This is a genomic window from Streptomyces tendae, assembly GCF_008632955.1.
GTDB lineage: Bacteria > Actinomycetota > Actinomycetes > Streptomycetales > Streptomycetaceae > Streptomyces.
The window spans coordinates 1,186,968-1,210,937 of record NZ_CP043959.1 but is presented as its reverse complement, the minus strand read 5'-3'; the positions used below and the strand labels follow the sequence as shown (position 1 = coordinate 1,210,937).

General features: G+C 71.1%; 22 protein-coding genes, 1 pseudogene and 1 riboswitch. Of the genes and pseudogenes, 15 read left to right on the top strand and 8 right to left on the bottom strand.

What is annotated here, in order from left to right; translation table 11 throughout:
• The first annotated feature begins 162 nt into the window (after positions 1 to 162).
• Together F3L20_RS05745 and F3L20_RS05740 are read left to right on the top strand one after the other, a co-directional pair.
• A complete protein-coding gene (locus tag F3L20_RS05745; protein WP_145827461.1) occupies positions 163 to 744 on the top strand; it encodes an N-acetylmuramoyl-L-alanine amidase in 582 nt (193 codons plus the stop codon).
• 164 nt (positions 745 to 908) lie between these two features.
• The gene (locus F3L20_RS05740; RefSeq protein WP_150152751.1) at positions 909 to 1,835 is read left to right on the top strand and encodes a 1-aminocyclopropane-1-carboxylate deaminase/D-cysteine desulfhydrase; all 927 of its coding nucleotides are present in this window, start codon (positions 909 to 911) and stop codon (positions 1,833 to 1,835) included.
• Positions 1,836 to 1,943: 108 nt separating this feature from the next.
• Here F3L20_RS05740 and F3L20_RS05735 read toward each other — a convergent pair whose 3' ends face one another.
• Positions 1,944 to 3,536 (bottom strand): Na+/H+ antiporter, encoded by a 1,593-nt coding sequence (locus tag F3L20_RS05735; RefSeq protein WP_150152749.1) that lies wholly within the window; start codon positions 3,534 to 3,536, stop codon positions 1,944 to 1,946.
• Positions 3,537 to 3,595: 59 nt separating this feature from the next.
• Here F3L20_RS05735 and F3L20_RS05730 point away from each other — a divergent pair, with 59 nt between their 5' ends.
• The 3 genes from F3L20_RS05730 to F3L20_RS05720 all read left to right on the top strand — a co-directional run bounded on the left by F3L20_RS05730 (position 3,596) and on the right by F3L20_RS05720 (position 5,661).
• Positions 3,596 to 3,856, top strand: a complete 261-nt coding sequence (locus F3L20_RS05730; RefSeq protein ID WP_150152747.1) for a UBP-type zinc finger domain-containing protein — start codon at positions 3,596 to 3,598, stop codon at positions 3,854 to 3,856.
• Between the two features lie 258 nt (positions 3,857 to 4,114).
• A complete protein-coding gene (locus tag F3L20_RS05725) occupies positions 4,115 to 4,528 on the top strand; it encodes an anti-sigma regulatory factor (protein WP_004925829.1) in 414 nt (137 codons plus the stop codon).
• A gap of 17 nt (positions 4,529 to 4,545) precedes the next feature.
• Positions 4,546 to 5,661 carry an RNA polymerase sigma factor SigF gene (locus F3L20_RS05720; RefSeq protein ID WP_167534474.1) on the top strand — a complete coding sequence of 372 codons (1,116 nt, stop codon included), beginning with the start codon at positions 4,546 to 4,548 and terminating at the stop codon, positions 5,659 to 5,661.
• Between the two features lie 66 nt (positions 5,662 to 5,727).
• Here the strand turns inward: F3L20_RS05720 and F3L20_RS05715 are convergent, their stop codons facing one another.
• Positions 5,728 to 6,180 carry a hypothetical protein gene (locus F3L20_RS05715; RefSeq protein WP_150152743.1) on the bottom strand — a complete coding sequence of 151 codons (453 nt, stop codon included), beginning with the start codon at positions 6,178 to 6,180 and terminating at the stop codon, positions 5,728 to 5,730.
• Positions 6,181 to 6,296: 116 nt separating this feature from the next.
• On the opposite strand from F3L20_RS05715, the gene F3L20_RS05710 reads away from it, so the two are divergent.
• Both F3L20_RS05710 and F3L20_RS05705 read left to right on the top strand, forming a co-directional pair.
• The gene (locus F3L20_RS05710; protein WP_150152741.1) at positions 6,297 to 7,265 is read left to right on the top strand and encodes a diacylglycerol/lipid kinase family protein; all 969 of its coding nucleotides are present in this window, start codon (positions 6,297 to 6,299) and stop codon (positions 7,263 to 7,265) included.
• A gap of 317 nt (positions 7,266 to 7,582) precedes the next feature.
• The gene (locus F3L20_RS05705; RefSeq protein ID WP_003992873.1) at positions 7,583 to 7,840 is read left to right on the top strand and encodes a WhiB family transcriptional regulator; all 258 of its coding nucleotides are present in this window, start codon (positions 7,583 to 7,585) and stop codon (positions 7,838 to 7,840) included.
• A gap of 238 nt (positions 7,841 to 8,078) precedes the next feature.
• Here the strand turns inward: F3L20_RS05705 and F3L20_RS05700 are convergent, their stop codons facing one another.
• Positions 8,079 to 9,545 carry a sensor histidine kinase gene (locus F3L20_RS05700; protein WP_150157231.1) on the bottom strand — a complete coding sequence of 489 codons (1,467 nt, stop codon included), beginning with the start codon at positions 9,543 to 9,545 and terminating at the stop codon, positions 8,079 to 8,081.
• Positions 9,546 to 10,066: 521 nt separating this feature from the next.
• Between F3L20_RS05700 and nagB the strand changes: the two genes are divergently transcribed.
• From nagB to F3L20_RS05665, 7 genes and pseudogenes are all read left to right on the top strand, one after another.
• Positions 10,067 to 10,852: a glucosamine-6-phosphate deaminase gene (gene nagB, locus F3L20_RS05695; RefSeq protein WP_150152739.1), complete on the top strand. Its 786-nt coding sequence runs from the start codon at positions 10,067 to 10,069 to the stop codon at positions 10,850 to 10,852.
• Between the two features lie 158 nt (positions 10,853 to 11,010).
• Entirely contained in the window at positions 11,011 to 11,775 is a 765-nt protein-coding gene (locus F3L20_RS05690) for a GntR family transcriptional regulator (RefSeq protein WP_024884420.1), read from the top strand.
• Positions 11,776 to 12,003: 228 nt separating this feature from the next.
• Positions 12,004 to 12,270 (top strand): DUF3311 domain-containing protein, encoded by a 267-nt coding sequence (locus F3L20_RS05685; RefSeq protein ID WP_150152737.1) that lies wholly within the window; start codon positions 12,004 to 12,006, stop codon positions 12,268 to 12,270.
• Positions 12,267 to 13,895 (top strand): monocarboxylate uptake permease MctP, encoded by a 1,629-nt coding sequence (gene mctP / locus F3L20_RS05680; RefSeq protein ID WP_145827289.1) that lies wholly within the window; start codon positions 12,267 to 12,269, stop codon positions 13,893 to 13,895. The genes F3L20_RS05685 and mctP overlap by 4 nt, the downstream gene beginning before the upstream one ends.
• 78 nt (positions 13,896 to 13,973) lie before the next feature.
• The gene (locus F3L20_RS05675) at positions 13,974 to 14,480 is read left to right on the top strand and encodes a GNAT family N-acetyltransferase (RefSeq protein ID WP_150152735.1); all 507 of its coding nucleotides are present in this window, start codon (positions 13,974 to 13,976) and stop codon (positions 14,478 to 14,480) included.
• Positions 14,481 to 14,495: 15 nt separating this feature from the next.
• A riboswitch (cobalamin riboswitch) is annotated at positions 14,496 to 14,663 on the top strand.
• Positions 14,664 to 14,788: 125 nt separating this feature from the next.
• Positions 14,789 to 17,162, top strand: a pseudogene (locus tag F3L20_RS05670) (ribonucleoside-diphosphate reductase subunit alpha).
• A gap of 56 nt (positions 17,163 to 17,218) precedes the next feature.
• The gene (locus F3L20_RS05665) at positions 17,219 to 18,175 is read left to right on the top strand and encodes a ribonucleotide-diphosphate reductase subunit beta (protein WP_240810927.1); all 957 of its coding nucleotides are present in this window, start codon (positions 17,219 to 17,221) and stop codon (positions 18,173 to 18,175) included.
• Between the two features lie 21 nt (positions 18,176 to 18,196).
• On the opposite strand, the gene F3L20_RS05660 is transcribed toward F3L20_RS05665, so the two are convergent.
• The gene (locus tag F3L20_RS05660; RefSeq protein WP_167534473.1) at positions 18,197 to 18,418 is read right to left on the bottom strand and encodes a hypothetical protein; all 222 of its coding nucleotides are present in this window, start codon (positions 18,416 to 18,418) and stop codon (positions 18,197 to 18,199) included.
• Between the two features lie 93 nt (positions 18,419 to 18,511).
• Between F3L20_RS05660 and F3L20_RS05655 the strand changes: the two genes are divergently transcribed.
• Positions 18,512 to 19,474: a GlxA family transcriptional regulator gene (locus tag F3L20_RS05655; protein ID WP_150152728.1), complete on the top strand. Its 963-nt coding sequence runs from the start codon at positions 18,512 to 18,514 to the stop codon at positions 19,472 to 19,474.
• Between the two features lie 18 nt (positions 19,475 to 19,492).
• Here F3L20_RS05655 and F3L20_RS05650 read toward each other — a convergent pair whose 3' ends face one another.
• The 4 genes from F3L20_RS05650 to F3L20_RS05635 form a co-directional block, all read right to left on the bottom strand.
• The gene (locus F3L20_RS05650) at positions 19,493 to 20,863 is read right to left on the bottom strand and encodes a cytochrome P450 (protein WP_150152726.1); all 1,371 of its coding nucleotides are present in this window, start codon (positions 20,861 to 20,863) and stop codon (positions 19,493 to 19,495) included.
• Entirely contained in the window at positions 20,860 to 21,945 is a 1,086-nt protein-coding gene (gene cyc1 / locus F3L20_RS05645) for an epi-isozizaene synthase (RefSeq protein ID WP_145827283.1), read from the bottom strand. The genes F3L20_RS05650 and cyc1 overlap by 4 nt, the downstream gene beginning before the upstream one ends.
• Positions 21,946 to 22,163: 218 nt before the next feature.
• Positions 22,164 to 22,814 carry a peptide deformylase gene (gene def / locus F3L20_RS05640; protein WP_150152724.1) on the bottom strand — a complete coding sequence of 217 codons (651 nt, stop codon included), beginning with the start codon at positions 22,812 to 22,814 and terminating at the stop codon, positions 22,164 to 22,166.
• A gap of 146 nt (positions 22,815 to 22,960) precedes the next feature.
• Positions 22,961 to 23,941 carry a tetratricopeptide repeat protein gene (locus F3L20_RS05635; RefSeq protein WP_145827458.1) on the bottom strand — a complete coding sequence of 327 codons (981 nt, stop codon included), beginning with the start codon at positions 23,939 to 23,941 and terminating at the stop codon, positions 22,961 to 22,963.
• Between the last annotated feature and the right edge of the window lie 29 nt (positions 23,942 to 23,970).

The window sequence follows — 23,970 nt, the reverse complement described above, 5'->3', positions numbered from 1 at the left end:
GCACCGTCCAACGGCGGTCGAACGGAGGGAAATTGTCCGGATCGACTCGCACAGCAGCCGAACGAGTACTTGAACTCCCGACTTTCGGCTATAGGCCCTGTATCGGACGGCCGCGCTCGGCGGCCGTCGCCGGCACGAAGGAGGGCGGTCATGGCCCCACCCATGTCCGCGAGCGCGTTCCTGCGCGCTCTCAAGGCGGAGGGCCTCACGGTCGTCGAGGTCGGCGACTGGCGTGACCACAACCGCAACCACAAGGGCCCGTGGGGCCCGGTGCACGGCGTGATGATCCATCACACCGTGACCAAGGGCAGCGCCGCGACGGTGGACATCTGCCGCAAGGGCTATTCCGGCCTGCCCGGACCGCTGTGCCACGGCGTCATCACCAAGGACGGCCGGGTCCACCTCGTCGGCTACGGCAGGGCCAACCACGCGGGGCTGGGCGACGACGACGTGCTGCGGGCGGTGATCGCCGAGAAGAAGACGTTCCCGTCCGACAACGAGGCCAACACGGACGGCAACCGGCACTTCTACGGCTTCGAGTGCGAGAACCTCGGCGACGGCAAGGACCCGTGGCCGGCGGCTCAGCTGGAGGCCATCGAGCGGGCCGCGGCCGCGGTCTGCCGCCACCACGGCTGGAACGAGAGATCGGTCATCGGCCACCTCGAGTGGCAGCCGGGCAAGGTGGACCCGCGCGGTTTCACGATGAACGCGATGCGCAACCGGATCCGCGACCGCCTGAAGTGACACGTCCGCCCGGCGACGCGGACCCCGCCGCCGGTGTTCCGCCCCTCCGGACACCCCCCACGCGCGGAACACCGGCGACGCCCCGCGCCGCGGCGGCCACCGGCCGACGGGAGCCGTCCGCCTACGGGCCGTCCGGCAGCGGCCGTGCCCCGCTCCGGGCGACAATGGCCCCCGTGACCAGCTCCGACGCCTCCGGCCCCGACGCCCTGACCGGCCTGCGCCCGCGGCTGCCCTCGCCGTTGCGGGAGGTCGTCGACGGGCGGTTCGAGCGACACGGGATCCGGCTGCTGCTGAAGCGGGACGATCTCATCCATCCCGAGCTGGTCGGCAACAAGTGGCGCAAGCTCGCGCCGAACCTCGCGGCGGCGGACGGGCGCACGGTGCTCACGTTCGGCGGCGCGTACTCCAACCACCTGCGGGCCACGGCCGCCGCCGGCCGGCTGCTCGGCCTGCGCACGGTCGGAGTGGTGCGCGGCGAGGAACTCGCCGGCCGGCCGCTCAATCCGTCGCTGGCCCGGTGCGCGGCCGACGGCATGAGGCTGCACTTCGTCCCGCGGTCGGTGTACCGCCGCAGGACCGACCCGGACACCCTCGGGGAAGTCCTGCGCGCGGCGGAAGCCGGGGACGCGTACGTGGTGCCCGAGGGCGGCAGCAACGCCGCGGCCGTCCGCGGGTGCCAGGACCTCGGCCGGGAGCTGGCGGGAGAGGCGGACGTGGCCGCGGTGGCCTGCGGCACCGGCGGCACGCTCGCGGGACTGGCCGCCGGGTTCGCCGGGGCCGGGCGCTCGCTGGGCATACCGGTGCTCCGGGGCGGCTTCCTCACCGGGGAGATACGGGCGCTGCAGACCGAGGCGTTCGGGGGCCCGCGCGGCGACTGGAGCCTGGACGAGCGCTTCCACGCGGGCGGCTTCGCGCGCGTCCCGGCCGCCCTGGAGGTGTTCGCCGCCGACTTCGAACAGCGTCACGGCGTCCCCGTGGAACGTATCTATGTCGCCAAGTTGCTTCATGCCCTTGTCACCCTCGTGGAAGAGGGCGCCTTCCCGCGCGGGAGCGCGGTCGCCGCGGTGATCACCGGCCGGCCATTCCCCTGAGCACGGCCGTCCCCGTGAGCCCGGTCTTCCCCCGGTCCTCCCGTCCGGACCGGCCCGCCCCCGGGTCCCGGGGGCGGCCTGGTCCGTCCCCCGGGACGGACAGCGGCCCTACTCCGTCTCCCGGAAGGCCGCGGCCTCCTCCAGATCCAGCCGGCGCAGCAGCGTCCGCAGCATCTCGTCCTCGATGTAGCGCCCGTCGCGCAGTTTGACGAACATGTCCCGCTCGGCGCTGATCATCTCCCGGGACAGCCGCCGGTAGGTGTCGTCCACCGACTCGCCCGTGACGGGGTTGACCTGCCCGAGCCGCTCCCAGACGGCGTTGCGGCGGCGCTCCAATACGATGCGCAGCCGGTCGGCCAGCGGCTCCGGCAGGGCGTTTCGCTCGTCGGCGAGCAGCTCGTCGAGGCGTTCCTCGGCCACCCGGGACGCCTGCGCCTGCGCGTTGGCCTCGGCCAGGGTCTCGGCCTGCTGATCACGTCCCGGGAGCTTCAGCAGCCGGATCAGCGGGGGCAGGGTCAGCCCCTGCACGACGAGGGTGCCGATGACGGTGGTGAAGGTCAGGAACAGCAGCAGGTAGCGGTGCGGGAAGTCCTCACCCTCGGCGGTGACCGGGATCGAGAAGGCGATGGCCAGCGAGACCACGCCGCGCATCCCGGCCCACGAGATCACGAACGGGGCCTTCCAGCCGGGCCGCCGCTCCCGCGCCCGGACCCGTGCCGAGAGCAGCCACGGCAGCCAGACCGCCGGGTACACCCACACGAACCGCACGAAGACGACCACCACGAAGACGACCACGGCGTACCAGGCGGAGGCGATCCCCTCGTGCTCGCCGAGCCCCCCCATGACGACCGGCAGCTGCAGTCCGATCAGGGCGAAGACGGCCGACTCCAGGACGAACGCCACCATCTTCCACACCGCCTCCTCCTGGAGCCGGGTGGCGAAGTCGACCTCCCACGCGCGGTGCCCCAGGTACAGGGCGACCACGACGACGGCGATGACACCGGAGGCCTCCACCTGCTCCGCGACGGCGTACGCGACGAACGGGATCAGCAGCGAGAGGGTGTTCTGCAGCAGCGTCTCCCTGAGGTGGGTGCGGAGCCAGTGCAGCGGCGCCATCAGCACCAGGCCGACCGCCGCACCGCCGATCGCCGCCAGCAGGAACTCGCCCACTCCCCCGGCCCAGCTCACGCCCTCGCCGACGGACGCGGCGACGGCCACCCGGAACGCGGTGATGGCGGTGGCGTCGTTGAACAGGGACTCGCCCTGCAGGATCGTGGTGATCCGCGAGGGCAGACCGACCCTGCGCGCCACCGCCGTCGCCGCGACGGCGTCCGGCGGGGCCACCACGGCGCCGAAGACCAGCGCCGCGGTCAGCGGCAGCGCCGGGACCAGCAGGTGCACGAACCAGCCCACGGCGAGGGTCGCGAACAGCACGTACCCGACGGACAGCAGGGCCACCGGCCGCAGCTGCGCCCGCAGGTCGAGATAGGAGCTCTCGACGGCCGCCGTGTAGAGGAGCGGCGGAAGGATCAGCGGCAGCACGATGTGCGGGTCCAGCGCGTAGTCGGGCACGCCGGGGACGTAGCTGACCACCAGGCCGGCCGCTACCAGCAGCAGCGGCGGCGGTACCGGTGTCCGCCGGCCGGCGGCGGCGATCGCTGCGCTGCCCGCCACGAGCAGCAGCAGGGGCATCACGTCCATGTCGGGCCCACCCTCGTTTTCCGCGCGGTCGTCCGCGCGCCCGTCGTAATCTGGCAATCATGAAACAGTGCACGCACCTCGACGCGCTGCCGCACCCGGAGCCGGCCCCGCTCGGCACGACGTGTCCGGAATGCCTGCGGGACGGCACAAACCCGGTGCAGCTGCGTCTCTGCCTCACCTGTGGCCACGTCGGTTGCTGCGACTCGTCGCCGAACCGGCACGCGACGCAGCACCACAAGGAGACCGGCCACCCCGTGATGCGGACCCACGAACCCGGCGAGGAGTGGCGCTGGTGCTTCGTCGACCACGTACTGGTGTGACGCGGCGGGCCCCGGCGCCGGACGGTTCGACGGTCCTACGCCTGGGTACGTCAATGCGGCGCGCGCACTTCCCATTTGGCCGCCGCAGACCCCTAGCCACGGAGCGTGTTCACAGTTTTACTATGAGTGACAGCATCGGGGTCGGGGTCCCGGCGACAGGACTGCCGGGAGCGCGATAGCGTCACCGCTGAACCACGTAGCGCGTTGCCCGGGGGCGAAACCAGGCCCTGAAACGCTTGTACCACCTTGGAGGTGAGGGTGTCCCAGATCGCAGGCGAGCCCGCGACCCAGGACTTCGTGGAAGTCCGGCTGCCGGCCGCGGGGGCCTACCTGTCGGTGCTGCGTACGGCCACGGCCGGTCTCGCGGCCCGTTTGGACTTCACCCTCGACGAGATCGAGGACCTGCGCATCGCGGTCGACGAGGCCTGCGCGATCCTGCTCCAGCAGGCCGTGCCGGGCTCGGTGCTCAGTTGCGTCTTCCGGCTCGTCGACGACTCGCTCGAGGTCACCGTCTCGGCGCCCACCACGGACGGCCACGCCCCGTCCCGGGACACCTTCGCCTGGACCGTGCTGTCCGCGCTCGCGGGGAAGGTCTCCTCCGCCGTCGACGAGGACAAGACCGTGTCGATCAGCCTCTACAAACAGCGCGGCGCGGGACCCGGGCCGGCGTGAGGAGCGAGGACGGGCCGGTGCGGGACGAAGAACGCGGCACACGGGAGCTGCCGGCCGAGCGCGTGCCGGACGGCATCGACGGCATCCCCGAGCAGGCCCGGCCGCATCCGGAGGACGACCCCTCGGAGGGTGTCCCGCCGGGCGGCGGGCAGGGCGGCGGCGCCGCGCGGGGCGCGTCCGCGGCCGGACCGGCCGCACCCGGCGGGGACGCCCCCGCCCGGGCCGAGCCGGTGGCGGGGGACGAGGCGAGCGCTCGGGGAAGGGCGACGGGCGGGACGATGAGCGAGCACGAGCGACAGGCCGAGGACCGGGCGGCGCCGCCCGCCACCGGCGCGCGGAGCGCACCGGGTGCGCCGGGCACGCACGCGCATCACCACCCGCACGACCGCAGCGGGGCGCGCGCCCTCTTCCTCGAACTGCGCGCGCTGCAGGACGGCAGTCCGGAGTACGCGGAGCTGCGCAACCGGCTGGTGCGCATGCACCTGCCGCTCGTCGAGCACCTGGCGCGCCGGTTCCGCAACCGCGGCGAGCCGCTGGACGACCTCACGCAGGTCGCCACCATCGGGCTGATCAAGTCCGTCGACCGCTTCGACCCTGACCGTGGCGTGGAGTTCTCCACCTACGCGACCCCGACGGTCGTCGGTGAGATCAAGCGGCACTTCCGCGACAAGGGCTGGGCGGTGCGCGTTCCGCGCCGGCTGCAGGAGCTGCGGCTGGCGCTCACCACGGCCACGGCCGAGCTGTCCCAGCTGCACGGCCGCTCCCCCACCGTGCATGAGCTGGCCGAGAAGCTGGCCATCTCCGAGGAGGAGGTCCTGGAGGGCCTGGAGTCGGCGAACGCCTACTCCACGCTGTCCCTGGACGTCCCCGACACCGACGACGAGTCCCCGGCGGTCGCCGACACCCTCGGCGCCGAGGACGAGGCGCTGGAAGGCGTGGAGTACCGGGAGTCGCTCAAGCCGCTGCTGGAGGACCTCCCGCCGCGCGAGAAGCGGATCCTGCTGCTGCGCTTCTTCGGCAACATGACCCAGTCGCAGATCGCGCAGGAGGTCGGTATCTCCCAGATGCACGTCTCCCGGCTGCTGGCCCGCACCCTGGCCCAGCTGCGGGAGAAGCTGCTCGTGGAGGAGTGAGCGGGCGACCGCCCGGCCGGAGAACGCCCGCGACGAGCGCGCGCCCGTGACGACCGCGCGGGCGGGTCACTTAGCGGCGTCGTCCGCGTTCCCGGGTCCGCGGATGCCGAGGGCCCGGGTCGTCTCGGCGTTGATCAGCAGCACCAGCGCGGTCACGGCCACCACGGCGAGCACGATCCCGGCGGGGATCGCCACCCCGTCGGACCGCAGCATGTTGTAGGCCACCGGCAGCGCCATGACCTGCGTGATGACGGCGGGCCCGCGGCTCCAGCCGCGCCGGGCGAACAGGCCGCGCGCGGCCAGCAGCGGCAGCAGCGCCAGGACGATCAGCGTGACCCCGCCGGTGACGGCCTGCTGCCGGTCGTCCGGCTCGCCCGTGAGCCCGAGGACCAGCATCCACACCCCGCCGGCCACCAGCGCGAGGCCTTCCAGCGCGGCCAGGGCCGCCGCGTACGTCAGACGGCGCGGGCGGGTGCCGGCGTCGTCGGGGGCGGTGGTGGAGGTCTGCTCGCTGCTCACCCCTGCAGGGTAGCCCGCGCCCGGGAGCCGCCCCGTGTCGAGGTTCACGCCCCGCCCGGTCCGCGGGGTGGACCTCGGTCTGGGCCAGGTACCGCTCAGTAGGTACGCTGCACGTCATGCGCGCACTTCTCGTGGTCAACCCGGCGGCAACCACCACCAGTGCGCGCACGCGCGACGTGCTGATCCACGCGCTCGCCAGCGAGATGAAGCTGGAGGCGGTCACCACCGGGTACCGCGGCCACGCGCGCGACCTGGGCCGGCAGGCGGCGGAGAGCGGCGAGGTCGACCTGGTCGTCGCGCTCGGCGGCGACGGCACGGTGAACGAGGTCGTCAACGGCCTGCTGCACGCGGGCCCCGATCCGGAGCACCTGCCCGGTCTCGCCGTGGTCCCCGGCGGCTCCACCAACGTCTTCGCCCGCGCCCTGGGGCTGCCCAACCAGCCCGTGGAGGCGACCGGCGTGCTGCTGGACGCCCTGCGCGAGGGCCGGGAGCGGACCGTGGGCCTGGGGCTGACCTCGGGCACCCCGGGCACGGAGGACGAGGCGGTCCCGGCCCGCTGGTTCACCTTCAACGCGGGGCTGGGCTTCGACGCGGGCGTGGTCGGCCGGGTGGAGCAGCAGCGGGAGCGGGGCCGGAAGTCGACGCACGCGCTGTACATGCGCCAGGTGGTGCGTCAGCTGCTGGGCGACCCGCACCGCCGGCGCGGGGTGATCACGCTGGAGCACCCGGGCGAGGAACCGGTCGAGGACCTGGTGCTGTCCATAGTCTCGAACACCTCGCCGTGGACGTTCCTCGGCAACCGCCCGATCTACGCGTCGCCCGAGGCGTCGTTCGACACAGGACTCGATCTCTTCGGTCTGAGCCGGATGTCCACCGCCGCGGTTGCCCGGTATGGCACCCAGTTGCTCACTTCGTCCCCGGAGCGCGGCCCTCGCGGCAGACACGCGGTGTCCCGGCACGACTTGACACGCTTCACCTTGCATTCGAAGGTGCCGCTGCCCCTTCAGATGGACGGTGACCACCTCGGGCTGCGAACCAGCGTGACGTTCACAGGCGTACGCCGTGCACTGCGTGTGATTGTGTGAGCAGAAAGGGCCAAAGTCCTTTCAGTCGAACGTTTAGGCCAGGGTCCACCCCATGGAAGTACGGCTGTGACCTAGTCGACACCGAAGAATCAAAAAAAACTTTTCGGAAGGGGTTGTATCCGCCGCCGAGGTTTGCGAGTCTCTTCTTGGCGATCGGGACGGCCCGCAACACCGGCCTCCACAGATCACCGGAACCCCTCTTCAAACCCAAGGACCACGCCAGGGAACCTGGCGGTCGGCCCTTCCCTTGTTGGGGGATTCGTGAAAGCGTTCACATTCACAAGCACTTGCAGTAATACCAAGGAGAGGTAGCAGCCATGGACTGGCGTCACAACGCCGTTTGCCGCGAGGAAGACCCCGAGCTCTTCTTCCCCATCGGCAACACCGGTCCCGCGCTGCTGCAGATCGAGGAAGCCAAGGCCGTCTGCCGCCGCTGCCCGGTGATCGAGCAGTGCCTGCAGTGGGCGCTCGAGTCCGGTCAGGACTCCGGCGTCTGGGGTGGTCTCAGCGAGGACGAGCGTCGCGCGATGAAGCGCCGCGCGGCCCGCAACCGGGCGCGTCAGGCCTCCGCCTGACGACCCCACCCCTGGTGACAGCCTGAGCTTGGCGGCGCGTGTGCGCTCGTCCGGATGATTCCGTGGACGGCGCACACGCATCTCCCGCCCCGAGCCGCAGCGCGCGGTTCCCCCCGAAGCCCGACCTCGTTCGAGCAGGGGAACCCGAAGGAACGAGCATCAGCCCCGGACCCCGGTCCGGGGTCTTTTGCTGTCCGGGGCCAGGTACGGCCGGCCCGCCCCCGACGGGGACCGGAACTTACGCGTCTCCCTGGACGGGGATGTCGAGGATCACCCGGGTCCCCCGGCCCGGGGCCGGGACCATGTCGAAGGTGCCGCCCAACTCGCCCTCCACCAGGGTCCGTACGATCTGCAGGCCCAGGTTGCCGGCGGTGTGCGGGTCGAAGCCCTCGGGCAGACCCACCCCGTCGTCCTGCACGGTCACCAGCAGGCGCGCCTCCCTGGACGTGCCGCCGCGGACCGCGGACACCTCGACGGTGCCGGTCTCGCCCTCACGGAAACCGTGTTCCAGGGCGTTCTGCAGCACCTCGGTCAGCACCATCGACAGCGGTGTGGCGACCTCGGCGTCGAGTATGCCGAAACGGCCCGAGCGCCGGCCGGTGACCTTGCCGGGCGAGATCTCGGCGACCATCGCGAGCACCCGGTCGGCGATCTCGTCGAACTCCACCCGCTCGTCCAGGTTTTGAGACAGCGTCTCATGGACGATGGCGATGGACCCCACCCGCCGCACGGCCTCCTCCAGCGCCGCCCTGCCGCGCTCGGAGCCGATCCGGCGGGCCTGGAGCCGCAGCAGCGCGGCCACCGTCTGGAGGTTGTTCTTCACCCGGTGGTGGATCTCCCGGATGGTCGCGTCCTTGGTGATCAACTCGCGCTCGCGACGGCGCAGTTCGGTCACGTCACGAAGCAGCACCAGCGACCCGATGCGGGTGCCCTTCGGCTTGAGCGGGATCGCGCGGAACTGGATCACCCCGTCGTCGGACTCGATCTCGAACTCGCGGGGCGCCCAGCCGCTGGCGACCTTGGCCAGCGCCTCGTCCACCGGCCCGCGCGAGGGGGCCAGTTCGGCGGTGGTCTGCCCGAGGTGATGGCCCACCAGGTCGGCGGCCAGACCCAGCCGGTGGTAGGCGGACAGGGCGTTGGGGGACGCGTACTGCACGACCCCGTCGGCGTCGAGCCGGATCAGCCCGTCGCCGACGCGCGGCGAGGCGTCCATCTCCAGCTGCTGGTTCGCGAACGGGAAGGAACCGGCCGCGATCATCTGGGCCAGGTCCGAGGCGCTCTGCAGATAGGTGAGCTCCAGCCGGCTGGGGGTGCGCACGGTGAGGAGGTTGGTGTTGCGGGCGATGACGCCGAGGACCCGTCCCTCGCGCCGTACCGGGATGGACTCCACCCGGACGGGGACCTCCTCGCGCCACTCCGGGTCGCCCTCGCGCACGATGCGGCCCTCGTCCAGGGCCGCGTCCAGCATGGGCCGGCGTCCGCGCGGGACGAGGTGTCCGACCATGTCGTCCTGGTAGGAGGTGGGGCCGGTGTTGGGCCGCATCTGGGCGACGGAGACGTAGCGGGTGCCGTCGCGCGTGGGGACCCACAGGACCAGGTCGGCGAAGGAGAGGTCGGAGAGCAGCTGCCACTCCGAGACCAGCAGGTGGAGCCACTCGAGATCGGTGTCGTCGAGGGCGGTGTGCTGGCGTACGAGTTCGTTCATGGAGGGCACGTCAGCGAGCGTACCCGCGGGATCATCCGGCCCGGAAACACCCGCGGGCCGCGGCGCCTGGGAGGGACCCTCAACCCTCCCGGCACCGCAGCCCGGAGCAATATCGGCCGTGGGGTGTGCGGTCCCGGTCGGCCGAAGGATGAGGAGCCGGGGCAGTCAGGGCAGAGAGCTCCGGATCCTCGGTCCGCCTTCCTGTGCGGGGAAGGCAGGTCTGTGTGTCCTGCTACGCATTGTGGACTAGACCACTGCCCCTGTAAATGCGTGGAACACCGTTCTTTTGTCGTCGCTCCGCGTCCACCTGGACGCAGTCGCGTCCGCACCGCACCCTAACCCGAGCGGGTGGCCGACGGGGGCGGTCGGCGGCGGGAATTTCGGCGGAACCACGCCCGAGGGCCCGTTCCACCTCGGTCGGCGGGCCCCGCTCTGCTAGATTGAGATTGGTCTAAACCACATGGTCCCGCACCGCCGGGACCCGTCCCAGTCGAGTCCACCGGAAGATCGGCAGGCCCACCGTGGAAGTTGTCATCGTTGCGGACGCCAAGGCGGGAGGCGAGACCGTCGCCGAGGCCATGGCCCAGCTGCTGCGGCGCAAGCCGGACGCCCTGCTGGGCGTGGCCACGGGGTCCACGCCGCTGCCCGTCTACGAGGCGCTGGCCGCGAAGGTCCGCTCCGGCGCCACCGACATCTCCCGGGCGCGGGTCGCCCAGCTCGACGAGTACGTGGGGCTGCCGGCCGACCACCCCGAGTCCTACCGCTCGGTGCTGCGCCGCGAGGTCCTCGAACCGCTCGGCATCCCGATGGAGTCCTTCCTGGGTCCGGACGGCACCGCCGAGGACGTGCTGGGCGCCTGCGAGCGCTACGACAGGGAGCTGGCCGAGGCCGGCGGCGTGGACCTGCAGCTGCTGGGGATCGGCACGGACGGGCACATCGGCTTCAACGAGCCGTGCTCCTCGCTCGCCTCGCGCACCCGGATCAAGACCCTGACCGAACAGACCCGGGTGGACAACGCCCGCTTCTTCGACGGCGACATCGACCAGGTGCCGCACCACGTCATCACCCAGGGCATCGGCACCATCCTGGAAGCCCGGCACCTGGTGCTGCTGGCCACCGGCGAGGGCAAGGCGGACGCGGTCGCAGCCACCGTCGAGGGACCGGTCGCGGCGGTGTGCCCGGCCTCCGCGCTCCAGTTGCACCCGCACGCCACCGTGGTCGTGGACGAGGCCGCCGCCTCCAAGCTGAAGCTCGCCGACTACTTCCGGCACACCTACGCCAACAAGCCGGACTGGCAGGGGCTCTGACCACCGCCCGTGGTCTGGACCAGCACCAGCCCCAGGGGTATACAAAAGGGATCACGGAGCGTACGGGGGGCATCTCCCCGTCCCGAGCCGTGCCACGATGTCAGCCGTGGCCGATGGGATGTCGGTCGCTTCGGCAGCCGGAGCCGGGAAGGCAGAGCATGAGCACCGACGTCAGCAGTGCGGAGAACGAGGGTGGGACCGCGGTCCGTACGGCGCGTGTGCCCAAGTACTACCGGCTCAAGAAACACCTGCTCGACATGACCGAGACGGCGCCTCCCGGCACCCCGGTCCCGCCCGAGCGCACCCTGGCCGCGGAGTTCGACACCTCGCGCACCACCGTGCGCCAGGCACTGCAGGAGCTGGTGGTCGAGGGGCGTCTGGAGCGCATCCAGGGCAAGGGCACCTTCGTCGCCAAGCCCAAGGTGTCCCAGGCCCTCCAGCTGACCTCGTACACCGAGGACATGCGCGCCCAGGGCCTGGAGCCGACGTCGCAACTGCTGGACCTCGGGTACATCACCGCCGACGACCGGCTCGCCGGCCTGCTGGACATCACGGCCGGCGGACGGGTGCTGCGCATCGAGCGGCTGCGCATGGCCAACGGCGAGCCGATGGCCATCGAGACCACCCACCTCAGTGCCAAGCGCTTCCCCGCGCTGCGCCGCAGCCTGACCAAGTACACGTCCCTCTACACCGCCCTCGCCGAGGTGTACGACGTCCATCTCGCGGAGGCGGAGGAGACGATCGAGACGTCCCTGGCCACCCCGCGCGAGGCGGGCCTGCTCGGCACCGACGTCGGCCTGCCGATGCTGATGCTGTCGCGGCACTCGCTCGACCGGGGCGGACAGCCGGTGGAGTGGGTGCGTTCGGTGTACCGGGGCGACCGGTACAAGTTCGTCGCGCGCCTCAAGCGCCCCCAGGACTGAGCCCCGAACACCCCTCAGGACCGAGACCGGGCGGGCGCCGGACGGCCTCCTGGAGCGGCCGCAAAACCCGACGAACCGGGTGGTTGACAGGATTTTCGTTGCTGTTGCCTCTCGGTTGGGCGGCTGCTGAGTACCGCCCCTCCAACGGGGGGTTACGACCGCCCCGCCCCCTCACCTACATTGCCGCGAGCCAACGTCGGCGATCAGTGAGGGGACGGGAGCCGTCTGATGTCACAAGCCCCAGAAACAACACGAGAGCCGGTGGTGACGCCCGTGCGCGTCGTCATCGGCCTCTGTCTCGTCGCACCGTTCGTGGCCATGCTGTGGGTCGGGTCCTACGCCAAGACCGACCCGGTCCTCATCGGTATCCCGTTCTTCTACTGGTACCAGATGGCCTGGGTGCTGATCTCGACCGCGCTGACGATGATCGCGTACAAGCTCTGGCAGCGTGACCAGCGCGCCCGCACGGCCCCGAAGGGCGGTGCGGAGCAGTGAACGACGGCGTGAACGGCGTGGCACTCGCCGTCTTCATCTTCTTCTTCGTACTCGTCACGGTGATGGGCTTCCTGGCCGCGCGCTGGCGCAAGGCCGCCAACGAGCACACCCTCGACGAGTGGGGCCTGGGCGGGCGCTCGTTCGGCACCTGGGTCACCTGGTTCCTGCTGGGCGGCGACCTGTACACCGCGTACACCTTCGTGGCGGTCCCGGCGGCGATCTACGCGGCGGGCGCGGCCGGCTTCTTCGCGGTGCCGTACACGATCCTGGTGTACCCGCTGATCTTCACCTTCCTGCCCCGGCTGTGGTCGGTGTCGCACAAGCACGGCTATGTGACGACCTCGGACTTCGTGCGCGGCCGGTTCGGCTCGAAGGGCCTGTCGCTGGCCGTCGCGGTCACCGGCATCCTCGCGACGATGCCGTACATCGCGCTGCAACTGGTCGGCATCCAGGCCGTGCTGGACGTGATGGGCGTCGGCGGCGGCGAGGACACCAACTGGTTCGTCAAGGACCTGCCGCTGCTGATCGCCTTCGGCGTGCTCGCCGCGTACACGTACTCGTCGGGCCTGCGGGCGCCCGCGCTGATCGCGTTCGTCAAGGACGCGTTGATCTACCTGGTCATCGCGGTGGCGATCATCTACATCCCGATCAAGCTGGGCGGGTTCGACGAGATCTTCGCCTCCGCGAAGGAGGCGTACAGCGAGACCAACCCGGCCACGGGCGCGCCGCGCGGGGCGCTGGTGCCGGGTGAGGCGGGCCAGTGGACGTACGCCACGCTGGCGCTGGGCTCGGCGCTCGCGCTGTTCATGTACCCGCACTCGATCACGGCGACGCTGTCCTCGCGCAGCCGCGAGGTGATCCGCCGCAACACCACGATCCTGCCGCTGTACTCGCTGATGCTGGGTCTGCTGGCGCTGCTCGGCTTCATGGCGATCGCGGCCGGGGTGAAGGTGCAGAACGGCCAGCTGGCCATCCCGCAGCTGTTCGAGAACATGTTCCCGGACTGGTTCGCCGGGGTGGCCTTCGCGGCGATCGGCATCGGCGCGCTGGTGCCGGCGGCGATCATGTCGATCGCGGCGGCGAACCTGTTCACCCGCAACATCTACAAGGACTTCATCAAGCCGGACGCGACCCCGAAGCAGGAGACCGCCGTCTCCAAGGTCGTGTCGCTGCTGGTGAAGGTGGGCGCGCTGGTCTTCGTCCTCACCATGGACAAGACGGTCGCCATCAACTTCCAGCTGCTGGGCGGCATCTGGATCCTGCAGACCTTCCCGGCACTGGTGGGCGGGCTGTTCACCCGCTGGTTCCACCGCTGGGCGCTGATCGGCGGCTGGGCGGTCGGCATGATCTACGGCACGGTCGCCGCCTACGGGGTGGCCTCGCCGACCCAGAAGCACTTCGGCGGCTCGGCCAAGGAGATCCCGGGGATCGGCGAGATCGGCTACATCGGTCTCACCGCCTTCGTGATCAACGTGGTGGTCACGGTGGTGCTCACGTTCGTGCTGCGGGCGGCCAAGGCGCCCGAGGGCGTCGACGAGACGAAGCCGCAGGACTACACGGCGGACGCGGGCGACCCCGGCGTCCGGACCGAGCTCCCGCCGGCCACGGCGGGCAGCACGCACTGAGGTCGCGGGTACCCGGGCAGCGGGCCGCCGGTGGAAAACCGGCGGCCCGCTGTCGTACCCGTGCGGCAGACTCCCCGCATGGACATCGTCATCCGGCCGGTGACGCCCGGCGAGTACGCGGACCTCGGTGAGATCACCGCGCAGGCCTATCTCCAGGACGGCCTGCTGGACTTCGGGGAGAGCGACGCCTACCTCGGTGAGCTCAGGGACGTGGCGAAGCGGGCGGCCGCCGCCGAGGTGCTGGTCGCCGTGGAGCACGGCACGCTGCTGGGCGGGGTGACCTTCGTCCCGGGGCCCGGGCCGATGGCCGACATGGCGCGGCCCGACGAGGCGGAGATCCGGATGCTGGCGGTGGCCTCCGCCGGCCGGGGGCGGGGCGCCGGGGAGGCGCTGGTGCGCGCCTGCGTCGACCGGGCACGGGCGATCGAGGGCTGCGCGCGGGTCGTGCTGTCGACCCAGCGCACCATGCGCGCCGCCCACCGCGTCTACGAGCGGCTGGGCTTCACCCGCGCCCCGGAGCGGGACTGGAACCCGTTGCCGGAGCTGGACGACATCATGCTCCTCACCTACGAGCTGACGCTCTGACACCGACTCGACACAACATATGGGGTTGCTGGCGGCACCCGACACAAGATGTATGCTCATGCTCGCTGTCGCCGCAGGGGAATCCGGTGCGAATCCGGAACTGTCCCGCAACGGTGTACCCCTGCCTGCCCACGGGCGCGCACGGGAGTCAGTCCGAGGACCTGCCGACAGTGCGCCCGGCCCGTCCGGTCCGGGTGCCCTGACGTCCGGGCCTCGCGGAATGGGCCGGTGGACGCGGCGCCGCGTGCGCTCGTGTGCTGCCCCCTGCGCTCTTCGAGGCCCCCGTGCCGAGCGAGGGAGAGCCCCACGTGACCATCGCGCCAGCCGATCCGGCTTCAGCGACCCGCGTGACCGAGGAGGGCGACGGCCCCGGGGCCGCGCTGCTGCGGACCCTGACCGAGCTGACCGCCGACCTGCCCGACGCCGACCCCGGCCGGGTGGCCGCGGCCGCGCTGCGGGGGCGGTCCGCCGCCGCCGACGAGGCGGAGCTGCGGGAACTGGCCACCGAGACGGCGGCCGGCCTGATCTCCGAGGACCCCGCCTACTCCCGCCTCGCCGCCCGGCTGCTGACCCTCGGCATCCGCGCCGAGGCCGCCTCGCAGGGCGTGACCTCCTTCACCGGGTCGGTCGCCACCGGGCACCGGGAGGGACTGATCGGTGACCGGACGGCGGCCCTCGTCCGGCTGCACGCGGCCCGCCTGGACGCCCTGGTCGACACCGCGGCCGACGACCGCTTCGGCTACTTCGGGCTGCGCACCCTGCACAGCCGCTACCTGCTGCGCCACCCGGTCACCCGCAAGGTCGTCGAGACGCCCCAGCACTTCCTGCTGCGGGTGGCCTGCGGACTCGCCGAGGACGACAGCGAGCGGGCGCTGGAGGAGGTCGCCGCCCTGTACGGGCTGATGAGGCGGCTGGACTACCTGCCCTCCTCCCCCACGCTGTTCAACTCCGGCACCCGCCACCCGCAGATGTCGTCCTGCTACCTCCTCGACTCCCCCAAGGACGAGCTGGACTCCCTCTACGACCGCTACCACCAGGTCGCCCGCCTCTCGAAGCACGCCGGCGGCATCGGCCTGTCCTTCTCCCGGGTCCGCGCCCGGGGCTCGCTGATCCGCGGCACCAACGGGCACTCCAACGGCATCGTCCCGTTCCTGAAGACGCTGGACGCCTCCGTCGCCGCCGTGAACCAGGGCGGCCGGCGCAAGGGCGCCGCCGCCGTCTACCTGGAGACCTGGCACGCGGACGTCGAGGAGTTCCTGGAGCTGCGCGACAACACCGGTGAGGACGCCCGCCGTACGCACAACCTGAACCTGGCGCACTGGGTGCCGGACGAGTTCATGCGCCGGGTCGACGCCGACGCCCAGTGGTCGCTGTTCTCCCCCGTCGACGTGCCCGAGCTGGTCGACCTGTGGGGCGAGGAGTTCGACGCGGCCTACCGCGCCGCCGAGGCGAAGGGCCTGGCCCGCAGGACGCTCCCGGCCCGCGAGCTGTACGGCCGGATGATGCGCACCCTCGCGCAGACCGGCAACGGCTGGATGACCTTCAAGGACACCGCCAACCGCACCGCCAACCAGACGGCCGAGCCCGGCCACGTGGTCCACTCCTCGAACCTGTGCACGGAGATCCTGGAGGTCACCGAAGACGGGGAGACGGCGGTCTGCAACCTGGGGTCCGTCAACCTCGCGGCCTTCGTCGACGGCGACGGCGTCGACTGGGAGCGCCTGGACGCGGCCGTCCGCACCGCGGTGACCTTCCTGGACCGGGTGGTCGACATCAACTTCTACCCGACCGAGCAGGCGGCCCGGTCCAACTCCCGCTGGCGCCCGGTCGGTCTGGGCGTGATGGGGCTCCAGGACGTCTTCTTCCGGCTGCGCGTGCCGTTCGACTCCCCCGAGGCGAAGGCGCTGTCCACCCGGATCGCCGAGCGGATCATGCTCGCCGCCTACGAGACGTCCGCCGGGCTGGCCGAGCGGCACGGCCCGCTGCCCGCCTGGGAGAAGACCCGTACCGCCAGGGGCGTGCTGCACCCCGACCACTACGGTGCCGAGCTCACCTGGCCGGAGCGCTGGGAGGCGCTGCGCGGCCGGATCGCGGCCACCGGCATGCGCAACGCGCTGCTGCTGGCCGTCGCGCCGACCGCCACCATCGCGTCCATCGCGGGCGTGTACGAGTGCATCGAGCCGCAGGTGTCCAACCTGTTCAAGCGCGAGACGCTGTCCGGGGAGTTCCTGCAGGTCAACTCGTACCTGGTGGAGGACCTCAAGCGGCTCGGCGTGTGGGACGCCCGCACCCGGGAGGCGCTGCGTGAGGCGCTGCGTGAGGGGCGGCTCGGTGCAGCACTTCGCGTGGATCCCGGAGGACGTGCGGCGGCTGTACCGCACGGCCTGGGAGATCCCGCAGCGCGGTCTGATCGACATGGCCGCCGCCCGTACCCCGTTCCTGGACCAGGCGCAGTCGCTGAACCTGTTCCTGGAGACGCCGACCATCGGCAAGCTCTCGTCGATGTACGCCTACGCCTGGAAGCAGGGGCTGAAGACCACCTACTACCTGCGCTCCCGCCCGGCGACCCGGATCGCCCGCGCGGCCCGCGCCGCCGTACCCGTCCCCGTCCAGCAGCCGGCCGACCCCGAGGCCGTCGCCTGCTCTCTCGAGAACCCCGAATCCTGCGAGGCCTGCCAGTGACCACCAGCGCGACCAAGAACCTGCTCGACCCCGGCTTCGAGCTGACCCTGCGCCCCATGCGCTACCCCGACTTCTACGAGCGCTACCGGGACGCGATCAGGAACACCTGGCACGTCGAGGAGGTGGACCTGCACTCGGACGTCGCCGACCTGGCGAAGCTGACGCCCGAGGAGCAGCATCTGATCGGCCGACTCGTGGCGTTCTTCGCGACCGGGGACTCGATCGTGGCGAACAACCTGGTGCTCACGCTGTACAAGCACATCAACTCGCCCGAGGCGCGGCTGTACCTGTCGCGACAGCTGTTCGAGGAGGCCGTGCACGTCCAGTTCTATCTGACGCTGCTGGACACCTATCTGCCCGACCCGGACGACCGGTCGGCGGCCTTCGCGGCCGTGGAGAACATCCCGTCCATCCGGGAGAAGGCCGAGTTCTGCTTCCGGTGGATGGACTCGGTGGAGAAGATCGACCGGCTGGAGTCCCGGGCGGACCGGCGCCGTTTCCTGCTCAACCTGATCTGCTTCGCCGCGTGCATCGAGGGCCTGTTCTTCTACGGCGCGTTCGCCTACGTCTACTGGTTCCGCAGCCGGGGCCTGCTGCACGGGTTGGCGACCGGCACCAACTGGGTGTTCCGCGACGAGACCATGCACATGTCGTTCGCGTTCGACGTGGTGGACACCGTGCGCAAGGAGGAGCCGGAGCTGTTCGACGAGGAGCTCGGCCGGCAGGTCACCGACATGCTGCGCGAGGCGGTCGAGGCGGAGCTGCAGTTCGCGCGTGACCTGTGCGGCGACGGGCTGCCGGGCATGAACACCGCGTCCATGCGGGAGTACCTGGAGTGCGTCGCCGACCAGCGGCTGGTGCGGCTGGGCTTCGCGCCGGTGTACGGGTCGGAGAACCCGTTCTCCTTCATGGAGCTGCAGGGCGTCCAGGAGCTGACCAACTTCTTCGAGCGCCGTCCGTCCGCGTACCAGGTCGCCGTGGAGGGCACGGTCGACCTGGACGAGGACTTCTAGGGCCCGGGTGCCGGGTCCGTCTCACGCCGCGCGTGCGTGGCGGCGGGAGGCGGCCCGGCGCACCGGACGGGACGCGGCCGGCGTGCCGGGCGGCTCCGTGACGGGGGCCGCCGCGGCCCGGCGGATCTGCCGGTCGATGCGGCGGTCGCGCAGGATGCCGATCACGGCGGGCGCGGTCATCAGGACGAACAGGCCGAGAACGGCCACCATCGAGATCAGTGCTTCCATCTGCGTCGCATTCATGTACACCACTGTCGCGCCGGACACTCCTGACCGGGAGTGGCAGGACTGCCGTACAGCCTCGATTTACTGCCAACCGTGCGGCACACTGAAGGCATGCTCCGGAATGTGGCGGCCGTCCTCCTCGACGGCGTGAACCCCTTCGAACTCGGCGTCGTCTGCGAGGTGTTCGGCATCGACCGCAGCGACGACGGGCTGCCGGTCTACGACTTCGCCGTGGCCTCGGCGGACGGGCCGTCGGTGCGCTCCAGTACCGGCTTCTCGCTCCAGGTCGAGCACGGTCTCGAACGCCTGGAGACGGCGGATCTGATCACCGTGCCGGCCGGCGCCTCCTACGCGACGCGGGAGTTCCCGCCCGAGCTGCTGGACGCGCTGCGCCGGGGCGTGGACCGTGGCGCGCGGGTGCTGAGCGTGTGCTCGGGGGTGTTCGTGCTGGCCGCCGCCGGACTGCTGGAGGGCCGCCGCGCCGCCGTCCACTGGAAGCACGCGGAGGAACTGAGCCACAAACACCCCCATCTGACGGCGGAGCCCGACGTGCTGTACGTCGACGAGGACCCGGTGTTCACCTCGGCGGGCACCGCCGCGGGCATCGACGCCTGTCTGCACCTGGTGCGCAAGGAGCAGGGGCCCGAGGTGGCCAACCGGATCGCCCGGCGGATGGTGGTGCCCCCGCACCGCGACGGCGGGCAGGCCCAGTACATCGAGCGCCCGCTGCCTCAGCCCGGGGGCGACTCCGTCGCCGAGGTGCTGGTGTGGATGGAGCGGCACCTCGACGAGGAGGTCACCGTCGAGCAGCTCGCCGCCCGCGCCCACATGTCCCCGCGCACCTTCGCCCGCCGTTTCCAGCAGGAGACCGGCACCACGCCCTACCGCTGGATCCTGGGCCAGCGCGTACTGCTGGCCCAGCACCTGCTGGAGCGGACGGACGAGACGGTGGACGCGATCGCCGGCCGCGCCGGCTTCGGCAACGCGGCCGCGCTGCGCCACCACTTCGTCCGCGCGGTGGGGACCACGCCGCAGTCCTACCGGCGCGCGTTCAGGGGCCCCGAGGCCGCCTGAACGCGCGCCGCCGGCCGGTCAGCGGGGCAGCGCCCGCAGCATCAGCCGGCGTGGCCGCAGGGTGATGCCGATGCGCGGCCGGGCGTCGGACCCGGACGCGTGCTCGAAGCGGTAGGCGCCGGCCACCACCGCGGTGATGAGCGTGAGCTCCGCCATCGAGAAGTGGTCGCTCGGGCACTTGCGGTTGCCCACGCTGAACGGGCTCATCGCGAACTTGGGCACGTCCTTCGACCGCCCCGGCAGCCAGCGGTCGGGGTCGAAGTCCTCGTTCCGCTCGTACGACCGCCGGTCGCGCTGGATGGCGAACGGGCTGTAGATCAGGTCCGCGCCCTTCGGAATGCGGTAACCGCCGAGTTCGGTGTCGGCCACCGCGCGGCGAGTCAATATCCATACGGCCGGATACAGCCGCAGGGTCTCCGTGACGACATTCGCGGTGTACGTCAGGTTACGCACGTCCTCGAATGCGACCGGGCGGTCGCCGACGACCGATTTCACCTCGTCGCGGATCTTGTCGCCGAGTTCCGGGTGCTCGGTGAGAACCAGGAGCAGCGACATGACCGTGGATCCGACGGTTTCGGCACCGGGGGTCAGGATGGCGATGACCTGATCGTGGATCTCCTGTTCCCCGATGGGGTCGCCATTGTCGTCCTTCGCGTCCAGCAAAGCCGTCAGCAAATCGTCCGGTTTTTGACCGCTTGCCCGGCGGTCGGCGATGATCTCGTCCACCAGGACATGCAAATCGGCCAACGCCCGGTTGAATTCCCGATTGGACGGGAGGGGCACCTTGTAGAGCGGTCCGAGCGGTACGACCATGCGCTGGTACATGCCACTGAACAGGGTGGCCAGATCGGTGCATATGCGGTCGGCGCGCTCGTCCATGTAGCTGCCGCGCATGAGGCAGCGGGCGGTGACGCGCACCGCCGCGCGGAAGGACTCCGCCGTGATGTCCAGCGGCTTGCCGGCCCGCCAGCGCTCCACCAGCGCGTAGGCCTCCTCGGCCATGATCGGGCCGTAGGCGGGGATCGCGTCGAGCCGGAACGCGGGCTGGATGGTGCGCCGCTGGCGCCGGTGCAGCGGTCCGTTGGCGGTGGCCACGCCCTCCTTGCCGAGCAGGCTCTCCAGCGACTCCCACAGGGGCCCGGCGATGATGTAGTCCGGGCTGAGCGCCACGGCGCCGGTGAGGGCGGGGGTCGTGACGGCGTACACGGTCTTGGGTCCGAGCTTCAGCCGGACGACGTCGCCGTGGTCGCGCAGCTGGGACAGGAAGGCCAGCGGGTCACGCACCAGCCGCCAGCCGTGGCCGAGGAGCGGGAGGGTGCCGCCGGCCACGGGCGGCTCGCGCAGTTCGGTCGTCGGGGCGTTCGGGGTTCCTACCGACTCGACGGTCATTTCTCACCTTCCGTTGCGTTGTTGACGTACGGGGGGGTGGACCGGTCGTCCCAGCTGTCGACCCGGTACCGGCCGGACTCGTGGTGGAACCAGTAGACGGAACTGAACCAGTTCCGCATGTTGCCGACGCAGGCGCGCACGGCGGCGCTCGTCTCCTTTCCGCCCACCGTCCCGTCGTCGAGGCGGTCGGCGAACCGTAATGCCTCCTTCTCGGCGTCCAGGAAATCGTTGACGCATTCCTCCACGCGGCGCCTCACATCGGCGATCGCCTCTTCGAGGGTCATTCCCTCGTGGGTGACGAGACTGATGCCGAGATTGTGCACCTCGTTGCCCGCGATTTCCTTGGGCAACGAACAGAGGTCGTTGTACCAGGCGGCGAATTCCTGACTGAGCAGGGCCGCTTTCCGATAGGCCGGGTTCTTCCTCACGTCGTCCGGGAGCTCGTATCCCGCGCTCGGTTCCAGAAGGTCGGTCCAGATCCAGTGCGCGAAGGTGAGTCGACGCAGTTCCAGGTATTCCTCGACGGTCGGTACGATCCCTTCCGTACGGTTGTGGAATTCCCGGTCGTATGCCTCGATGACGGTGTGGAAGTGGCGCGCGAAGCGGGCGTTCCAGCCGCCCGGCAGGAAGGCGTACAGCCGCTGCACGCTGTCGGCGAGCCCCGCGACCACGGGGTCCGCGTGACCGAGGTGGTCACCGGGACGGTCGAGGGCGTTGTGCAGCAGGTCCTTCAGGCGCCGCCAGGAGTCGGGGCGGCCGTGCACGATGTCGCGGTCATGACGGTCGTCCCAGACGAAGAACCAGGCACTGTAGTCCGCTATCGCCTGCAGGACCTCGTCGGGCGCGCCTATGTAGTAGCCCGCCATGAGGTCCGTGTAGCACAGGCCGTCGGCATATTCCTCCACCTTCTCCGGCGTCATCAGCCGCTTTTCGAGCAGCCATGCCCGGGTCGCCCTTTGGAGCTTCGGCCAATACGGGTGGAGTTGCCGGGGAAACGCCGCCTCGATCAGCGGAAGAGACAGCGCCGGTGGAACCGCGATGGTGGTCGGTGTCGATGTGGTGCCGTGTGACAAAGCATGCACGAACAATCCCCTCTCAGCCGCCAGTTGAGCGCCCGCCCCCCGAGCCGGGCGCACGCCGTGCGTATCCCCGCACCTCCATTCAGCACCACAAGTGACCGTTCTGGGAACGGATTTGCTTCTTTCACTACCTTTGGTTGCGCACAGACGAACGGCGCCCGTCCGGGATGTGCCGGATCGGGCGCCGTGCGCGCGGGGTGAAGCGAGCCGTGATACGACCGTCAGTCGTTGGCGACCACGGGGTAGCGCGGCTCGTTCTCGGCCATCTGCTGGAGCGCGGCCTTGCGCTCCCGCTTCGACAGCCGGTCGATGTAGAGGTAGCCGTAGAGGTGGTCCGTCTCGTGCTGCAGGCAGCGGGCGAAGTAGCCCGTGCCGCGCACCCGGACCGGGTTGCCCTTCTCGTCCTGGCCGGTCACCTCGGCGTAGTCGGGGCGGGCCAGCGGCGCGTACGCGGTCGGCACGGACAGGCAGCCCTCGCTGCTGTCGTCCAGCCGGCGCTGCTCGGCGGGCAGTTCGACGAGCTTGGGGTTGCAGACCACGCCGACGTGACGCACGCCCTCGTCGTCCGGGCAGTCGTACACGAAGACCTTGAGGTCGACACCGATCTGGTTCGCGGCCAGGCCCACGCCCTCGGCGGTGCGCTGGCTGGCGAACATGTCGGCGACGAGCTGCTGGAACTCCTCGCCGAAGTCCGTGACGTGCCGGCACTCCTTGTGCAGCACCGGATTGCCGACCACGGTGATCGGCCGGGAGGTCCCGCGCTCCCGCCAGGCCGCCTCGCGCTCCTCGCAGTCCTCCGTATCGATGACGTAGCCCTCGTCGTCGACGGGGAGCACGCCCGCGTGCTGCTGATCGGTGTCCTGCTGAGCCATGACCGACGTGTGCCTTCCTGAGATGACCGGAGGTGGTGTGACAAGGGTAAGCCGCAGCGCCCCGTGAGGGGCGCGGGACGGTGTCGATGTGCGGCTCCGCCGCGCGGGCGCGATCGGCCCTCACGGACCCGCACCCGGCGACGGTGTCAACACACCTCTTCGAGGTCCCGCCAGTCCCTGGAATCAGGACTGTCCGCGACCCACCCGTCCAGCAGTCCCCGCACCAGCGAAGCCGGCGCGGCAAGCCCGCACTCCCGCTCCGGCACCCACAACTGCCCGTCGGTGCGGTGCCCCAGCGGTCCGGGGTGGCCCGGCTCACTGTGGTCGTGCGGATCGAGATGCTCGCCGTCCCCCTCGTCGGAGGGCATCCGCGACTCCGAGCACATGCGGCACAGCAGCCGCACCGACGACGACCAGTCCTCGGCCGCGAACCCGGCGTCGGAGGCGAGCTGTTCCAGCGCGTCCCGGTCGGCCTCGGACGCGGCCTCCAGCAGCACCACCCAGGTGGGCACCGGCGAGGGCGCCCACAACTCGATCTCGTCGAACACCGGATAGGTGTGCCCGGCGGCGGTGCTCCGCTCGCCGTGCGGCACCCCGTCGTGCAGGACGACCTCGCCCCAGCGGCGCCCGGAGGACGGCAGCGGGATGGACAGCACCTCGATGCGGGCCGGGTCGAGCCGTCGTCCCCACACCACCTCGGCCTCCCCCTCCGGGGACAGCCGTACGGCCGCGCTGCCCAGGTCCATGCCGAGGGGCTCGCCGGAGCCGGTGGCGGAGCCGGGCACCTTGAGGCCGTACGCCTGCCAGGCCCGGCGGGCCAGCGGCCAGTCCTGCAGGGCCGTGGCGGCGATGCCCACGTTCCACCAGTCCGGCGCACCGGTGTCCCGGTCGAGCAGGGCCACGGCGCGCAGTCCCGCCGCGCGCGCCTGCTCCCAGTCGTGCCGGAACTTGTGCAGCAGCGCGAGGTTGAACCAGGACTCCGACAGCCAGGGCTCCAGATCGGCGGCCCGGGTCAGCAGCGCGCCCGCGTCCTCGTACCGGCCGTCGCCGATGAGCGTGAACGCGCGGTCCGTGGCCTGCCGCCAGGAGGCGGAGGGCCGGTGACGTCCCTTGCCGAAGATCCTCACGATTCCCGCCTGCCAGTTCCGTTCGGTGG

Excerpts from the sequence above, each read along its gene's own strand:
- F3L20_RS05745 (WP_145827461.1), top strand. The coding sequence starts at position 163 with ATGTCCGCGAGCGCGTTCCTGCGCGCTCTCAAGGCGGAGGGCCTCACG.
- F3L20_RS05740 (WP_150152751.1), top strand. The coding sequence starts at position 909 with ATGGCCCCCGTGACCAGCTCCGACGCCTCCGGCCCCGACGCCCTGACC.
- F3L20_RS05735 (WP_150152749.1), bottom strand. The coding sequence starts at position 3,536 with ATGGACGTGATGCCCCTGCTGCTGCTCGTGGCGGGCAGCGCAGCGATC.
- F3L20_RS05730 (WP_150152747.1), top strand. The coding sequence starts at position 3,596 with ATGAAACAGTGCACGCACCTCGACGCGCTGCCGCACCCGGAGCCGGCC.
- F3L20_RS05710 (WP_150152741.1), top strand. The coding sequence starts at position 6,297 with ATGCGCGCACTTCTCGTGGTCAACCCGGCGGCAACCACCACCAGTGCG.
- F3L20_RS05705 (WP_003992873.1), top strand. The coding sequence starts at position 7,583 with ATGGACTGGCGTCACAACGCCGTTTGCCGCGAGGAAGACCCCGAGCTC.
- F3L20_RS05700 (WP_150157231.1), bottom strand. The coding sequence starts at position 9,545 with ATGAACGAACTCGTACGCCAGCACACCGCCCTCGACGACACCGATCTC.
- F3L20_RS05690 (WP_024884420.1), top strand. The coding sequence starts at position 11,011 with ATGAGCACCGACGTCAGCAGTGCGGAGAACGAGGGTGGGACCGCGGTC.
- F3L20_RS05685 (WP_150152737.1), top strand. The coding sequence starts at position 12,004 with ATGTCACAAGCCCCAGAAACAACACGAGAGCCGGTGGTGACGCCCGTG.
- F3L20_RS05675 (WP_150152735.1), top strand. The coding sequence starts at position 13,974 with ATGGACATCGTCATCCGGCCGGTGACGCCCGGCGAGTACGCGGACCTC.
- F3L20_RS05665 (WP_240810927.1), top strand. The coding sequence starts at position 17,219 with ATGCGCTACCCCGACTTCTACGAGCGCTACCGGGACGCGATCAGGAAC.
- F3L20_RS05660 (WP_167534473.1), bottom strand. The coding sequence starts at position 18,418 with ATGAATGCGACGCAGATGGAAGCACTGATCTCGATGGTGGCCGTTCTC.
- F3L20_RS05655 (WP_150152728.1), top strand. The coding sequence starts at position 18,512 with ATGCTCCGGAATGTGGCGGCCGTCCTCCTCGACGGCGTGAACCCCTTC.
- F3L20_RS05650 (WP_150152726.1), bottom strand. The coding sequence starts at position 20,863 with ATGACCGTCGAGTCGGTAGGAACCCCGAACGCCCCGACGACCGAACTG.
- def (WP_150152724.1), bottom strand. The coding sequence starts at position 22,814 with ATGGCTCAGCAGGACACCGATCAGCAGCACGCGGGCGTGCTCCCCGTC.